Genomic DNA, 15,326 nt, shown 5'->3' on the forward strand with positions numbered 1-15,326 from the left:
GGAGGGAACGATGAGCGAAGCACTTCAGGAACTTGCCACGCATATCGAACTCAAGCGCGGCGCCGACGTGGTCTCGACCGAGGTCGCCTTCGGCGAGCTGACGGTGACGGTGACGGCCTCGGGTATCGTGGGGTTCGTCGAATTCCTGCGCGACGATCCGAATTGCCGCTTTTCGTCACTGGTGGATCTCACGGCGGTGGACTGGCCCTCGCGCCCTGCGCGTTTCGACGTGGTCTGGCACTTCCTGTCGATGTATCGCAACCAGCGCATCCGCGTGAAGGCGGCGCTGCGCGAGGACGAGATGTGCCCCTCGATCACCGAGGTGCACCCGGCCGCCAACTGGTTCGAGCGCGAGGTGTTCGACATGTTCGGCATCCTCTTCTCGGGCCATCCGGACCTGCGCCGCATCCTGACCGATTACGGCTTCCGCGGCCATCCGCTGCGCAAGGACTTCCCGACCACCGGCTATGTCGAGCTGCGCTATGACGAAGAGCAGAAGCGCGTCGTCTATGAACCCGTGCAACTGACGCAGGAATACCGCCAGTTCGATTTCCTCAGCCCGTGGGAAGGCGCGCATTACGTTCTTCCGGGTGACGAGAAGGGCGAGGAAAAGGCGGGGGCCAAGTGATGGGTGAGCGCCTGAAAGGGACATGCCTTTGCGGCGCATGCACCTTTACCGCGGTGCCGGGTGCCGAAGCCGGGGTGTGCCATTGCGGCATGTGCCGCAAATGGTCCGGCGGAATGCTGATCGTGGCCGATTGCGGCGACAGTCTGGTCTTTGACGACGGCGCGCCGGTGGTCCGCTATTCCTCGAGCGACTGGGGCGAGCGGGCCTTCTGCGGCAAATGCGGCTCCAGCCTGGCGTGGATGTCGAAGGACGGCAGCATGGCCGTGGCCTCGATCCAGGCTTTTGAAGACCCTTCGCGGTTCCGGATCTCCACGCAGATCTGCATCGACCGCAAACCCGACAATTACGCACTTGCGAACGAGACGGCGACCGAGACCGAAGCCGAGCTTTTCGCCAAATTCGCGCCCAGCACGGAGAGTGACGCATGATGGACGGCGACATCCGGCAGAATACCTATGATGACGGCTCCAGGGACGCCCTGACCGGCGAACAGCGTATCCGCAACTTCAACATCAACTTCGGCCCGCAGCACCCAGCGGCCCACGGCGTGCTGCGCATGGTGCTGGAGCTTGACGGCGAGATCGTGGAACGTGCCGACCCGCATATCGGGCTTTTGCATCGCGGCACCGAAAAGCTGATGGAAAGCCGCACCTACCTGCAAAACCTGCCCTATTTCGACCGGCTCGACTATGTGGCGCCGATGAACCAGGAACATGCCTGGTGCCTGGCGATCGAGAAGCTGACCGGCACCGCGGTGCCGCGCCGGGGCCAGCTGATCCGCGTGCTCTATTCGGAAATCGGCCGCATCCTGAACCACCTGCTGAACGTTACCACGCAGGCGATGGACGTGGGCGCGCTGACCCCGCCGCTCTGGGGCTTCGAAGAGCGTGAAAAGCTGATGGTGTTCTATGAGCGTGCCTGCGGCGCGCGCCTTCACGCCAACTATTTCCGCCCCGGCGGCGTGCATCAGGATCTGCCGCCCGCGCTGATCGACGATATCGAGGACTGGTCCACCAGCTTCCCGAAGGTTCTGGACGATATCGAGGGGCTGCTGACCGAGAACCGCATCTTCAAGCAGCGCAACGCCGATATCGGCATCATCACCGAGCAGGACATCCTCGACTGGGGCTATTCGGGCGTGATGGTGCGCGGATCGGGCCTTGCATGGGATCTGCGCCGCGCGCAGCCCTACGAATGCTATGACGAGTTCGAGTTCCGGATTCCGGTCGGCAAGAACGGCGACTGCTATGACCGCTATCTTGTCCGCATGCAGGAAATGCGCGAGTCGATCTCGATCATCCAGCAGGCGATCGGCAAGCTGCGCCGCGAAAAGGGCGATGTGCTGGCGCGCGGGAAGATCACCCCGCCCAAGCGCGGCGACATGAAAACCTCGATGGAGGCGCTGATCCATCACTTCAAGCTTTACACCGAGGGCTTCCACGTCCCCGCCGGCGAGGTCTATGCCGCCGTCGAGGCGCCGAAGGGCGAATTCGGTGTCTATCTGGTGTCGGACGGCACCAACAAACCCTATCGCGCAAAGATCCGGGCGCCGGGCTATCTGCACCTGCAATCCATGGATTATGTGGCGAAAGGCCACCAACTGGCGGATGTCGCCGCCATCATCGGCACGATGGATGTCGTGTTCGGGGAGATTGACCGCTAATGCTGCGCCGCCTTCATCACGAGCAACCCGAAAGCTTCGAATTCACGCCCGCGAACCTTGAATGGGCCCAAGGGCAGGTCACCAAATATCCGGTGGGCCGCCAGGCCTCGGCGATCATTCCGCTGCTGTGGCGCGCGCAGGAGCAGGAGGGCTGGCTGAGCCGCCCGGCCATCGAATATGTCGCCGACATGCTCGACATGCCCTATATCCGCGCGCTCGAAGTGGCGACCTTCTACTTCATGTTCCAGCTGCAACCCGTTGGTTCCGTTGCGCATATCCAGATCTGCGGCACCACGTCCTGCATGATCTGCGGCGCCGAGGACCTGATGAAGGTCTGCAAGGAAAAGATCGCGCCGCATCCGTTCGAGCTTTCGCAGGACGGCAAGTTCTCGTGGGAAGAGGTGGAATGCCTCGGGGCCTGCGCCAATGCGCCGATGGCGCAGATCGGCAAGGACTATTACGAGGATCTGAGCGAGGAGAGCCTTGCGAAGCTGATCGACGAGATGGCCGCGGGCAAGACGCCGCGTCCGGGCTCGCAGATCGGGCGTTTCGCCTCCGAACCCGCCTCCGGGCTGAGCTCGCTGACCGATGTGCCGGGCGAGAAGACGCCGTTCAACGGGTCGGTCCAGCGCGCGGTCGAGATCGGCGATACGCTCAAGCGGATCGACGGGACCGAGGTTCCGCTGCGCATGCCGTGGCAGATGTCGGGGCAGGCCGGGCCGATCGGCGTGATGGGCGCGGGGCAGCGCCCGATGTCGGCGGTGCAGCAGGCGGCCGCGCAGAAGGCCGCCGCGCCGAAACCTGCGAAGGGCAAGCCCGCCGACAAGACCGGCGTGACCGTGCAAGAGGCGCAGGCGGTGTCCAAGGGCGTGCCGGCCTCGAAGGCGGAGCCCGCCGCGGCCAGCCGCCCCAAGGCGTTGAAGGCTGCGCGCAAGGGCGGTGCGGATGACCTCAAGATGATCAAGGGCGTTGGCCCGAAGCTTGAAAAGCTTTTGAACTCGCTCGGGTTTTTCCATTTCGACCAGGTCGCGGCCTGGACCGCGGCGGAACTGGCCTGGGTCGATGAGAACCTTGAAGGGTTCAAGGGCCGCGCCAGCCGCGACGAATGGGTCGCGCAGGCAAAGCTTCTGGCCGGGGGCGGCGAGACCGCCTTTTCTGCGAAGGCCAGGAAAGACGGCATTTACGACGCGTAACAAGGTATGACCCCGTATAGGGGCGATTGGAGGGACGGATGGCTGAGGTTGATAACGGGTGCCGGGGCAAGGCTTGGGCAGGCGGTGCGGTGACGGGGCTTGTCGTCATGGCCTTCCTGCTGGCGGTCGGTCATCTGTCGTTCCTTGCCGCCCTGTTCCTTGGCCTCGTGACCTTCGGCCTGTTCGGGGCGTTCCTTGTCTGGGCGTTCTGCTCGGGCGGCACCGTGGCCTCGGCGCAGCCCGCGCCGGCCCCTGCGCCGGTGGTGGATCTGCCCCCCGTGCCGACGCCCGCGCCGAAACCGGCCGCACCCGCGGTGCCCGAACCGAAGCCCGCGCCCGCCGCGGCCCCGGCAGCCGCCCCCACGGCGACGGTGGCAAGCGCCGCCCCGGCCAGCCTGGCCGACATTCCGGCGACGCCCGCGCCTGCGAAGGCGGCCAAGCCCGCCGCCAAGGCGGAAGCCGCGCCCAGGCCTGCGGCTGCGAAGAAAGCAGCAGCCAAGCCCGCGAAAGAGGCCAAACCTGCGAAAGAGGCGAAGCCTGCAAAGAAATCCGCGGCGAAGCCCGCCAAGGCGGCCGCGAAAGCCGCGGAACCCGCAGCGAAGCCCGTGCCCGAGGGCGGCAGCAAGCCGCGCGGGCTCAAGGCGCCGCGCAAGGCCGGTGCGGACGATCTGAAGCATATCGAGGGCATCGGCCCGGTTCTGGAAAAGCTCTGCAACGACCTGGGCATCTGGCATTTCGACCAGATCGCGAAATGGGGCGCGGCCGAGATCGCCTGGATGGACGGCAATCTCAAGGGCTTCCGTGGCCGGGTGACGCGCGACAAATGGGTCGCGCAGGCCCGCATCATCGTGGACGAGGGGCTGGAGCGCTTCCTCGAACGCGCGAAGACGAACGATTACTGAGTGTGAGTGATGGCGCAACCGGACCGGCAGACGAATGCGAACGCGCGCGAGGGGCGGCTGGCCGCCCTCGTGATCGCGCTTGCGACCGTGCTTTGGCTGGGCGCGCAATGGCTGGGAAAGCGGCAGGGCTGGGACCCGAGCTATGCGTTCCTGGCCGATCTGGCGGCAATCGCCGCGTATATCTTTGCGCTGGTCGTGACCTGGCGCATCTGGCGCCGGGGCTCCGGCGGGCCGGGGAACTAGGTCAGGGCAAATGAGGGACTTCACATGCTGAAAGATCAGGACCGGATCTTTACCAACCTCTACGGGATGCACGACCGTTCGCTGGCGGGCGCGAAGATGCGCGGCCACTGGGACGGCACGGCCGCGATCCTGGCCAACGGGCGCGACTGGATCGTGGAGCAGGTGAAGGCCTCGGGGCTGCGCGGGCGCGGTGGCGCAGGCTTTCCGACGGGGCTCAAGTGGTCCTTCATGCCCAAGCAGTCGGACGGCCGCCCCGCCTATCTGGTGGTGAATGCCGACGAATCCGAGCCCGGCACCTGCAAGGACCGCGAGATCATGCGCCATGACCCGCACACGCTGGTCGAGGGCTGCCTGATCGCGGGCTTCGCCATGGGCGCGACCGCGGGCTACATCTATATCCGCGGCGAATATATCCGCGAGCGCGAGGCACTTCAGGCCGCCATCGACGAGGCCTATGAGGCCGGGCTGATCGGCAAGAACGCCTGCAAGTCGGGCTATGATTTCGACCTCTACCTTGCCCATGGCGCGGGCGCCTATATCTGCGGCGAGGAAACCGCGCTTCTCGAAAGCCTCGAGGGGCGCAAGGGCATGCCGCGCATGAAGCCGCCCTTCCCGGCGGGGGCGGGGCTTTACGGCTGCCCGACCACGGTGAACAACGTGGAATCGATCGCCGTGGTGCCTACGATCCTGCGCCGCGGCGCGACCTGGTTCGCGGGCTTCGGCCGCCCCAACAACGCGGGCACCAAGCTGTTCGGCGTTTCGGGCCATGTGAACACGCCCTGCGTCGTCGAAGAGGCGATGTCGATCCCGCTGAAGGACCTGCTGGAGCGGCATTGCGGCGGCGTGCGCGGCGGCTGGAAGAACCTCAAGGCGGTGATTCCGGGCGGCTCGTCCGTGCCGCTTCTGCGTGCCGAGCAATGCGACGATGCGATCATGGATTTCGACTGGCTGCGCGAGCAGCGCTCGGGCCTGGGCACGGCGGCGGTGATCGTGATGGACCAGTCGACCGACATCATCAAGGCGATCTGGCGGCTGTCGAAATTCTACAAGCACGAAAGCTGCGGCCAGTGCACGCCCTGCCGCGAAGGCACCGGCTGGATGATGCGCATCATGGATCGCCTGGTGCGCGGCGAGGCCGAGCTGGAAGAGATCGACATGCTTCTGTCGGTCACCAAGCAGGTCGAGGGGCACACGATCTGCGCCCTTGGCGATGCGGCCGCCTGGCCGATCCAGGGCCTGATCCGGCAGTTCCGCGAAGAGATCGAGGACCGTATCAAGGCCCGCAAGACGGGCCGAATGGGCGCGATGGCGGCGGAGTGACCCGGATGCGCGCAGCCCTTCCCCTCGGTTTCGGCGCCCTGGCCCTTGCGGCCTGTGCCGCGCCCTCGGGCGCGCCGCGCCCGGCGTCCGAGGTTGCGGGCTATCGCGCGGGCAACGGGGCGGACGGGGCGTTGATCGTCACGCGCACCGCCGCGCCCTTCTCCTATGACGAGGGGGCCGAGGCGCGCCGCGCGGCCGATGCGCTGTGCGGCGGCAAGGTCGCCTCGGGGCCGAAGGACAATTTCAGGGACGGTGCCTGGCACTTCCCGGGGGGCTGCGCATGATGGCCCCGCAAAGCATGAATTCGCGCGCGGGCGACCGCGACGGCAGCAATTGACGGACAGGATCGGATCGGAACCATGTCGAACCCAAGAACGATCATCATCGACGGCCATGAAGTCGAGGTTGACCCGAACCTCACGCTGATCCAGGCCTGTGAGCAGGCGGGCATCGAGGTGCCGCGCTTCTGCTATCACGAGCGTCTGTCGATCGCCGGCAACTGCCGGATGTGCCTTGTCGAGGTCGTGGGCGGCCCGCCGAAGCCCGCCGCAAGCTGCGCGATGCAGGTCAAGGACCTGCGGCCCGGCCCGAACGGCGAGCCCTCGGTCATCAAGACCAATTCGCCGATGGTGAAGAAGGCCCGCGAAGGGGTGATGGAGTTCCTGCTCATCAACCACCCGCTCGACTGTCCGATCTGCGATCAGGGCGGCGAATGCGACCTTCAGGACCAGGCCGTGGCCTATGGCGTCGATTTCTCGCGCTTCCGCGAGGCCAAGCGCGCCTCGGACGATCTGGACCTTGGCCCGCTGGTCGCCACCACGATGACGCGCTGCATCAGCTGCACGCGCTGCGTGCGCTTCACCACCGAGGTCGCGGGCATCACCCAGATGGGCCAGACCGGCCGGGGCGAGGATGCCGAGATCACCAGCTATCTGAACATGACGCTAGATTCGAACCTTCAGGGCAACATCATCGACCTGTGCCCGGTCGGCGCGCTGACCTCGAAACCCTATGCCTTCACCGCCCGCCCGTGGGAGCTGTCGAAGACCGAGTCGATCGACGTGATGGACGCGCTCGGCTCGAACATCCGGGTGGATACGAAGGGGCGTGAAGTGATGCGCATCCTGCCGCGCAACAACGACGACGTGAACGAGGAATGGATATCGGACAAGACGCGCTTCGTGTGGGACGGGCTGCGCCGCCAGCGGCTGGACACGCCCTATATCCGTGAAAACGGCAAGCTGCGGAAGGCAAGCTGGACCGAGGCGCTTGGCGCCGCGGCCGCGGCGATGAAGGGCAAGACGGTCCTGGGCCTCGTGGGCGATCTGGCCCCGACGGAAGCGGCCTTCGCGCTCAAGAACCTGGTCGAGGGGCTGGGCGGGCGCGTCGAATGCCGCACCGATGGCGCGCGTCTGCCGGCGGGCAACCGCTCGGCCTATGTCGGCAATGCGGCGATCGCCGATATCGACCGCGCGAAAGAGATTATCCTGATCGGGTCGAACCCGCGCAATGAGGCGCCGGTGCTGAACGCGCGCATCCGTAGGGCCTGGGCCGGCGGGGCGAATGTCTCGGTGATCGGCCCGGCGGCGGATCTGACCTATGACGTGACCCATCTGGGCGACGATCGTGCGGCGCTGCTCAAGGCGCTTGGCGCGGCGAAACCGGCCGAGGGCGTTCTGGTCATCGTGGGGCAGGGCGCGGTCGGCGAGGCCGATGGCGAGGCGGTTCTGGCCCATGCCATGGCCCTGGCCGAGAAATCGGGCGGCAAGATGCTGGTGCTGCACACCGCCGCGGGCCGCGTGGGCGCGCTGGATGTGGGCGCGGTGACCGAGGGTGGCCTGCTGGCCGCGATCGAGGGCGTCGAGGTGATCTACAACATGGGCGCGGACGAGGTGGAGATCGCTCCGGTCTCGGAAGGCGGCCCCTTCGTGATCTATCAGGGCAGCCACGGCGACCGGGGCGCGAACCGCGCCGACGTGATCCTGCCGGGCGCCGCCTATACCGAAGAGAACGGGCTTTTCGTCAATACCGAGGGGCGCCCGCAACTGGCCTTCCGTGCGGGGTTTGCACCGGGCGCGGCGAAAGAGAACTGGGCCATCCTGCGCGCGCTGTCGGCCGAGCTGGGCGCGACCCAGCCCTGGAACGACCTGGCCGGCCTGCGCCGCGCGATGGTGGCGGCGGTGCCGCATCTGGCGAAGGTCGATGCCGTGCCCGAGAACGCCTGGCAGCCGCTTGCGCTCGTTGCGCCGGGGCAGGCCAGCTTCCGCCACGCGATCCGCGATTTCTACCTGACCAACCCGATCGCCCGCGCCTCGACCCTGATGGCCGAGCTTTCGGCCATGGCCAGGGCGCGCCGCGAAGCCCCAATGGCGGCGGAGTAAGCCCATGGCCCGCCTCCTGTCCCTTGCGCAACTTGTTCCGGCCTCGCTGGCCGGGCTGGTTGCCTGCGCCCCGGCAGAGGGTGCAGGGACGCAGGATGTGGGCGCCGTGGTCTATGGCGGGGTGGAAACCCGCCTGCTGGACAGCGATCTGGTGAACCTGCACCTGAGCGTGCAGGGCGGGCAGGACGATACGGCCGTGACGGCCTATGCGGGCTGCGCGGTGGCGCAATTCGCGCTCGATCACGGGTTCGGTTTCGTGCGGCATGTCCGCACCACCATCGAAAAGAAAGGCGACATCCGGCGGGCGGATGCTGTCTATACGCTATCGCCCGCGCTACCCCGCGGTCTGCGCACGATCGACGCCGAAGTGACGGTTGCCGATTGCGCGGATCAGGGAATACCGACGGTTTGAATAAAAGGCGGTCTGAGGGACAACATGGCTGAGTTTCTGGCAACACCACTGGGCACCGCGCTTCTGATTGCGGTGCAGGGTCTGGGGATCATCGCGTTCGTGATGCTCTCGCTTCTGTTCCTTGTCTATGGCGACCGCAAGATCTGGGCGGCGGTGCAGATGCGGCGCGGTCCGAACGTGGTGGGCGCCTTCGGCCTTCTGCAATCGGTGGCGGATGCGCTGAAATATGTGGTCAAGGAAATCGTCGTGCCCGCGGGCGCCGACAAGTTCGTGTTCTTCCTGGCCCCGATGCTCAGCCTTGTTCTGGCGATCCTTGCCTGGGCGGTGATCCCGTTCAACGAAGGCTGGGTGATGGCCGATATCAACGTGGCGATCCTGTTCGTCTTCGCGGTCTCCTCGCTTGAGGTGTATGGCGTGATCATGGGGGGCTGGGCGTCGAACTCGAAATATCCGTTCCTCGGCTCGCTGCGCTCGGCCGCGCAGATGATTTCCTACGAGGTCAGCCTTGGCCTGATCATCATCGGGGTGATCATCTCGACCGGCTCGATGAACCTGAGCGCGATCGTGGAGGCGCAGCGCGGCGATCTGGGCCTGTTCAACTGGTATTGGCTGCCGCACCTGCCGATGGTGGCGCTGTTCTTCATCTCGGCCCTGGCCGAGACGAACCGCCCGCCTTTCGATCTGCCCGAGGCGGAATCCGAGCTCGTGGCCGGGTTCATGGTCGAATATTCCTCGACGCCTTACCTGCTGTTCATGGCGGGCGAGTATATCGCCATCTTCCTGATGTGCGCGCTGATCTCGCTTCTGTTCTTCGGCGGCTGGCTGTCGCCCATTCCGGGCATCCCCGACGGCGTGTTGTGGATGGTCGGCAAGATGTGGGTGATGTTCTTCATGTTCGCCATGGTGAAGGCCATCGTGCCGCGCTACCGCTATGACCAGTTGATGCGGATCGGCTGGAAGGTGTTCCTGCCGCTCTCGCTCGCCTGGGTGGTGATCGTGGCGTTCCTTGCGAAATTCGAAGTGTTCGGCGGCTTCTGGGCGCGCTGGACGATGGGGGGCTGATCAATGGCTTTCGACTACGCGCGCGCAGCGAAATATTTCCTGCTGGTCGATTTCATCAAGGGCTTCGGCCTGGGGATGCGATATTTCTTCGCGCCCAAGCCCACGCTGAACTACCCGCATGAAAAGGGGCCGCTGTCGCCCCGCTTCCGCGGCGAGCATGCGCTGCGCCGCTACCCGAACGGCGAAGAGCGCTGCATCGCGTGCAAGCTGTGCGAGGCGATCTGCCCCGCGCAGGCCATCACCATCGACGCCGAACCGCGCGAGGACGGCTCGCGCCGCACCACGCGCTACGACATCGACATGACCAAGTGCATCTATTGCGGCTTCTGCCAGGAGGCCTGCCCGGTCGACGCGATCGTCGAGGGGCCGAATTTCGAATTCGCCACCGAAACCCGCGAGGAGCTGTTCTACGACAAGACGAAGCTTCTCGATAACGGCGCCCGCTGGGAAGCCGAGATCGCGCGCAACATCGAACTGGATGCACCCTACAGATGACCGAGGAATTCCAGAAACTTTTCAGCTCGATGCTGGAGCAGGGCCAGGAGATGGCCCGCGCCTTCAACCCGGCGCTGGAAAGTTTCAATCCGGCCGCGTTCGAGAAATTCTTCCCCACCATGTCCAAAGACATGATGGAGATGTGGTTCGGCAAGACCTTCAACCGCGACGGTCTGGATGCGCGCACGCGGCTTCTGGTGACGGTGGCGGCGCTGACGGTTTTGGGCGCGCAGGCCGATGCGCAGCTGCGCCTGACGATCCGGCACGCGCTGGAGGCCGGCGCCACGCAACGGGAGATCGCCGAGGTGATCTTCCAGATGAGCATGTTCGGCGGGGTGCCCGCCATGACCCGTGCGCTGGAAATCGCGCAATCGGTCTTTGACGAAAAATCGGGGGAAAACACATGACGGTGTTTGCGTTCGCCTTCTACCTCTTCGCCGTGTCGGCGGTGGTCGCGGGCTTCATGGTGGTCGTGTCGAAGAACCCGGTCCACTCGGTTCTGTGGCTGATCCTGGCCTTCCTGTCGGCGGCGGGTCTGTTCGTGCTTCTGGGGGCCGAGTTCGTGGCGATGCTGCTGATCATCGTCTATGTCGGCGCGGTCGCGGTGCTGTTCCTCTTCGTGGTGATGATGCTCGACATCGACTTTGCCGAGCTGAAGGGCGAGCTGGCGCGCTATATGCCGCTTGGCCTTCTGATCGGGGTGGTGATGCTTCTGCAACTGGGCGTGGCCTTCGGTGCCTGGCAGATGTCGCAAGAGGCGCAGAACCTGCGCCTCGCACCCGCGCCCGACGGGGTCGAGAATACGGCCGCGCTCGGCCTGCTGATCTATGACAAGTATCTTTACCTCTTCCAGGCGGCGGGGCTGATCCTGCTGGTGGCGATGATCGGCGCCATCCTTCTGACGCTGCGCCACCGCAAGGATGTCAAGCGCCAGAACGTGGTGGCCCAGATGCACCGCGATCCGGCCAAGGCGATGGAACTGGTGGACGTGAAACCGGGGCAGGGGCTGTAGATGCAACGCTTCGGAACGAATGAAAGAACGGGCATTACCCCGGAGGGACAGCGATGATCGGACTTGAACATTACCTTGGTGTGGCGGCGGCCCTGTTCGTCACCGGCATCTTCGGCATCTTCGTGAACCGCAAGAACGTCATCGTCATCCTGATGTCGATCGAGCTGATCCTGCTGTCGGTCAATATCAACCTTGTCGCCTTTTCGGCCCATCTGGGCGATCTGGCGGGGCAGGTCTTCACCATGTTCGTGCTGACCGTGGCCGCGGCCGAGGCCGCGATCGGGCTGGCGATCCTCGTGGTGTTCTTCCGCAACCGCGGCACCATCGATGTCGAAGACGTCAACGTGATGAAAGGTTAAGGGCAAATGGAACAGATCATTCTCTTTGCCCCGCTGGTGGGGGCGGTCATTGGCGGCTTTGGCTGGCGCATGATCGGCGAGAAGGGCGCGATGGCGCTGACGACGGGGCTTTTGTTCCTGTCCTGCCTGCTCAGCTGGATCGTCTTTCTGGGCCATGACGGCACGACGCAGCATATCCACATCCTGAACTGGGTGCAGTCGGGCACGCTTGATACCTCGTGGGGGATCCGGGTGGACCGGCTGACGGCGATCATGCTGATCGTGGTGACCTCGGTCTCGGCGCTGGTGCACCTGTATTCCTGGGGCTACATGGCCCATGACGAGAACTGGACCGAGGGCGAGCATTACAAGGCGCGCTTCTTCGCCTACCTGTCCTTCTTCACCTTTGCGATGCTGACGCTGGTGACGGCCGACAATCTGGTGCAGATGTTCTTCGGCTGGGAAGGCGTGGGCGTGGCCTCGTATCTGCTGATCGGGTTCTACTACAAGAAGCCGAGCGCGAACGCCGCCGCGATCAAGGCCTTCGTGGTCAACCGGGTGGGGGATTTCGGCTTCATCCTGGGGATCGGCGGGCTGTTCCTGATGGTCGACTCGATCCGTCTGGACGACATCTTCGCCGCCGCCCCCGTGCTGGCGGAAACGCAGCTTCATTTCCTGTGGACCGAGTGGAACGCGGCGAACCTTCTGGCCTTCCTTCTCTTCGTGGGGGCGATGGGCAAGTCGGCGCAGCTTTTCCTGCACACCTGGCTGCCGGACGCGATGGAAGGCCCGACCCCGGTGTCGGCGCTGATCCACGCGGCGACCATGGTGACGGCGGGGGTGTTCCTTGTCTGCCGCATGTCGCCGCTGTTCGAATATGCCGCCGATGCCAAGCTGATCGTGCTTTACATCGGTGCGGCCACCGCCTTCTTCGCGGCGACGGTGGGCCTGGTGCAGAACGACATCAAGCGCGTGATCGCCTATTCGACCTGTTCGCAGCTTGGCTACATGTTCGTGGCCGCCGGGTCGGGCGTCTATTCGGTAGCGATGTTCCACCTGTTCACGCATGCCTTCTTCAAGGCGATGCTGTTCCTTGGCGCGGGTTCGGTCATCCACGCGATGCATCACGAGCAGGACATGCGCAACTACGGCAACCTGCGCAAGAAGATCCCGCTGACCTTCTGGGCCATGCTGATCGGCACGCTGGCGATCACCGGGGTGGGCATTCCGCTGACCCATATCGGTTTCGCGGGCTTCCTGTCGAAGGATGCGGTGATCGAAAGCGCATGGGCCTCGGGCCACGGTTTCGCCTTCTGGGCGCTGGTGATCGCGGCGATGTTCACCTCGTTCTATTCCTGGCGGCTCATGTTCATGACCTTCTGGGGCAAGGAACGCGGCGATCATCACGCGCATGAACATGCCCATGAAAGCCCGACGGTGATGCTGGTTCCGCTTGGCGTGCTGGCGATCGGCGCGGTGTTCTCGGGGATGGTGTGGTATAATTCCTTCTTCGGCGATCACGCCAGGGTCCTGTCCTTTTTCGGCATGCCGAGCCATGAGGTCGTCGCCTCGGGCGATCATGACGCGGCCGCCCCCGCCGAGCATGCCTCCGAGGCCCCGGCCGAGGCCGAGCATGCCGCCACGGATGCGGGCCATGGCGCGGTGGCCGGCACCGCCCCGCAGGGCGCGATCTTCATGGCCGAGACCAACACCGTCATGGACGATGCGCATCATGCGCCGGTCTGGGTGAAGATCTCGCCCTTCATCGCGATGCTGATCGGCCTTGCCACGGCATGGCTCTTCTACATCCGCAGCCCCGCGCTGCCCGGCCGGCTGGCCGAGGCGCAGCCCGGACTTTACCGGTTCCTGCTCAACAAGTGGTATTTCGACGAGCTTTATGACGCCATCTTCGTGCGTCCGGCGAAATGGCTTGGCGGGTTCCTGTGGAAGAAGGGCGACGGCGCGGTGATCGACGGGGCGCTGAACGGCGTGGCGATGGGGATCATTCCCTGGTTCACGCGGCTCGCGGGCCGGGTGCAGTCCGGCTATGTGTTCCACTACGCATTCGCCATGGTCATCGGCATCGTGGTTCTTATGTTCTGGGTCGTTCTGGCCGGGGGGTCGCACTAATGGAAAACCTGCTTTCCATCATCACGTTCATTCCCCTGGTCGCGGCGCTGATCCTGGCGCTGGTGCAGCGGGGCGGGGGGGCTGCGGCCGACCGCAACGCCAAGTGGTTCGCGCTGACCGCGACCACGGCGACCTTCCTTGTGTCGCTGTTCGTGCTGGCCAAGTTCGACCCGGCCAATACCGGCTTCCAGATGGTCGAGGACCGCAGCTGGATCATGGGGTTTCACTACAAGCTGGGCGTCGACGGGATCTCGGTCCTGTTCGTGATGCTGACCACGTTCCTGATGCCGCTGACGATCGCGGCCTGCTGGGGCGTGGAGACGCGCGTCAAGGAATACATGATCGCCTTCCTCGTGCTCGAGGGGCTGATGATCGGCGTCTTCGTGGCGCTGGACCTGGTGCTGTTCTACCTGTTCTTCGAGGCCGGCCTTATCCCGATGTTCCTGATCATCGGCATCTGGGGCGGCAAGGACCGCATCTATGCGGCCTTCAAGTTCTTCCTTTATACCTTCCTCGGCTCGGTCCTGATGCTGGTGGCGATGATCGCCATGTATCTCGATGCGGGCACGACGGACATGGTGGTGCTGCTCAAGCATGAGTTCGCCTCGGAAAGCTTCCGCATTCTGGGCGTGCAGGTGGTGGGCGGCATGCAGACGCTTCTGTTCCTGGCCTTCTTCGCCTCTTTCGCGGTGAAGATGCCGATGTGGCCGGTGCATACCTGGCTGCCCGACGCGCACGTTCAGGCGCCGACGGCGGGCTCGGTCGTGCTGGCGGCGGTGCTGCTGAAGATGGGGGGCTACGGCTTCCTGCGCTTCTCGCTTCCGATGTTCCCGGTCGGCTCCGAGGTTATGAGCGGGCTGGTGCTGTGGATGTCGGCCATCGCGATTGTCTACACCTCGCTCGTGGCGCTTGCGCAGCAGGACATGAAGAAGCTGATCGCCTATTCCTCGGTCGCGCATATGGGATATGTGACGATGGGGATCTTTGCGGTGAACCAGCAGGGCATCGACGGCGCGATCTTCCAGATGCTCAGCCACGGCTTCATCTCGGGGGCACTGTTCCTGTGCGTGGGCGTCATCTACGACCGCATGCACACGCGCGAGATCGACGCCTATGGCGGGCTTGTGAACCGCATGCCGGCCTATGCGCTGATCTTCATGTTCTTCACCATGGCCAATGTCGGCCTGCCAGGCACCTCGGGCTTCATCGGGGAATTCCTGACGCTGGTCGGGATCTTCCAGGCCAATACCTGGGTGGCGGCAGTCGCGGCGACCGGGGTGATCCTGTCGGCGGCCTATGCGCTGTGGCTTTACCGCCGGGTGGTGCTGGGCGATCTGATCAAGGAAAGCCTCCGCTCGATCACCGACATGGACCGCCGCGAAAAGGCGATCTTCGCGCCCCTGGTGGCCATGACCCTGTTGCTGGGTGTCTATCCCAGTCTCGTCACCGATATCATCGGGCCTTCGGTCGCCCAGCTGATCACCGACTATAACGCAAGCCTGCCCGCCGCCGGAATGGCGATGGCCGGGCACTGAGGGAGAAACAAC

General features: G+C 64.9%; 17 protein-coding genes. All 17 read left to right on the forward strand.

What is annotated here, in order from left to right:
- The first annotated feature begins 10 nt into the window (after window positions 1-10).
- The 17 genes from AC4PTO_RS05965 to AC4PTO_RS06045 all read left to right on the forward strand — a co-directional run bounded on the left by AC4PTO_RS05965 (window position 11) and on the right by AC4PTO_RS06045 (window position 15,314).
- On the forward strand, window positions 11-628 hold the full coding sequence (locus AC4PTO_RS05965; RefSeq protein ID WP_492732815.1) for an NADH-quinone oxidoreductase subunit C: 618 nt from the start codon (window positions 11-13) through the stop codon (window positions 626-628).
- Entirely contained in the window at window positions 628-1,056 is a 429-nt protein-coding gene (locus AC4PTO_RS05970) for a GFA family protein (protein WP_492732816.1), read from the forward strand. Before AC4PTO_RS05965 ends, AC4PTO_RS05970 begins: the two co-directional genes overlap by 1 nt.
- Entirely contained in the window at window positions 1,053-2,291 is a 1,239-nt protein-coding gene (locus AC4PTO_RS05975; RefSeq protein WP_492732817.1) for an NADH-quinone oxidoreductase subunit D, read from the forward strand. The genes AC4PTO_RS05970 and AC4PTO_RS05975 overlap by 4 nt, the downstream gene beginning before the upstream one ends.
- Entirely contained in the window at window positions 2,291-3,484 is a 1,194-nt protein-coding gene (locus AC4PTO_RS05980) for an NADH-quinone oxidoreductase subunit E (protein WP_492732818.1), read from the forward strand. Before AC4PTO_RS05975 ends, AC4PTO_RS05980 begins: the two co-directional genes overlap by 1 nt.
- A gap of 38 nt (window positions 3,485-3,522) precedes the next feature.
- Window positions 3,523-4,386, forward strand: a complete 864-nt coding sequence (locus tag AC4PTO_RS05985; protein ID WP_492732819.1) for a helix-hairpin-helix domain-containing protein — start codon at window positions 3,523-3,525, stop codon at window positions 4,384-4,386.
- A 9-nt stretch (window positions 4,387-4,395) separates the two neighbouring features.
- Complete coding sequence (locus AC4PTO_RS05990) at window positions 4,396-4,629, forward strand: DUF5337 domain-containing protein (RefSeq protein ID WP_492732820.1); 234 nt, start codon at window positions 4,396-4,398, stop codon at window positions 4,627-4,629.
- Window positions 4,630-4,653: 24 nt separating this feature from the next.
- Entirely contained in the window at window positions 4,654-5,949 is a 1,296-nt protein-coding gene (gene nuoF / locus AC4PTO_RS05995) for an NADH-quinone oxidoreductase subunit NuoF (RefSeq protein ID WP_492732821.1), read from the forward strand.
- A gap of 5 nt (window positions 5,950-5,954) precedes the next feature.
- Window positions 5,955-6,233: a hypothetical protein gene (locus AC4PTO_RS06000; protein WP_492732822.1), complete on the forward strand. Its 279-nt coding sequence runs from the start codon at window positions 5,955-5,957 to the stop codon at window positions 6,231-6,233.
- A gap of 75 nt (window positions 6,234-6,308) precedes the next feature.
- Window positions 6,309-8,330, forward strand: coding sequence for an NADH-quinone oxidoreductase subunit NuoG (gene nuoG / locus AC4PTO_RS06005; protein ID WP_492732823.1), 2,022 nt, complete (start codon window positions 6,309-6,311; stop codon window positions 8,328-8,330).
- A 4-nt stretch (window positions 8,331-8,334) separates the two neighbouring features.
- Window positions 8,335-8,742 carry a YNQ4 family lipoprotein gene (locus AC4PTO_RS06010; RefSeq protein ID WP_492732824.1) on the forward strand — a complete coding sequence of 136 codons (408 nt, stop codon included), beginning with the start codon at window positions 8,335-8,337 and terminating at the stop codon, window positions 8,740-8,742.
- A 24-nt stretch (window positions 8,743-8,766) separates the two neighbouring features.
- The gene (gene nuoH, locus AC4PTO_RS06015) at window positions 8,767-9,804 is read left to right on the forward strand and encodes an NADH-quinone oxidoreductase subunit NuoH (protein ID WP_492732825.1); all 1,038 of its coding nucleotides are present in this window, start codon (window positions 8,767-8,769) and stop codon (window positions 9,802-9,804) included.
- Window positions 9,805-9,807: 3 nt separating this feature from the next.
- Entirely contained in the window at window positions 9,808-10,299 is a 492-nt protein-coding gene (gene nuoI / locus AC4PTO_RS06020) for an NADH-quinone oxidoreductase subunit NuoI (protein ID WP_492732826.1), read from the forward strand.
- The gene (locus AC4PTO_RS06025) at window positions 10,296-10,706 is read left to right on the forward strand and encodes a carboxymuconolactone decarboxylase family protein (RefSeq protein ID WP_492732827.1); all 411 of its coding nucleotides are present in this window, start codon (window positions 10,296-10,298) and stop codon (window positions 10,704-10,706) included. The genes nuoI and AC4PTO_RS06025 overlap by 4 nt, the downstream gene beginning before the upstream one ends.
- Window positions 10,703-11,311, forward strand: coding sequence for an NADH-quinone oxidoreductase subunit J (locus AC4PTO_RS06030; protein ID WP_492732828.1), 609 nt, complete (start codon window positions 10,703-10,705; stop codon window positions 11,309-11,311). Before AC4PTO_RS06025 ends, AC4PTO_RS06030 begins: the two co-directional genes overlap by 4 nt.
- A 53-nt stretch (window positions 11,312-11,364) precedes the next feature.
- Entirely contained in the window at window positions 11,365-11,670 is a 306-nt protein-coding gene (gene nuoK, locus AC4PTO_RS06035) for an NADH-quinone oxidoreductase subunit NuoK (protein ID WP_492732829.1), read from the forward strand.
- Between the two features lie 6 nt (window positions 11,671-11,676).
- A complete protein-coding gene (gene nuoL, locus AC4PTO_RS06040) occupies window positions 11,677-13,779 on the forward strand; it encodes an NADH-quinone oxidoreductase subunit L (RefSeq protein ID WP_492732830.1) in 2,103 nt (700 codons plus the stop codon).
- On the forward strand, window positions 13,779-15,314 hold the full coding sequence (locus AC4PTO_RS06045; RefSeq protein WP_492732831.1) for an NADH-quinone oxidoreductase subunit M: 1,536 nt from the start codon (window positions 13,779-13,781) through the stop codon (window positions 15,312-15,314). The genes nuoL and AC4PTO_RS06045 overlap by 1 nt, the downstream gene beginning before the upstream one ends.
- Window positions 15,315-15,326 lie beyond the last annotated feature (12 nt).

This window comes from Rhodobacter maritimus (assembly GCF_058747975.1).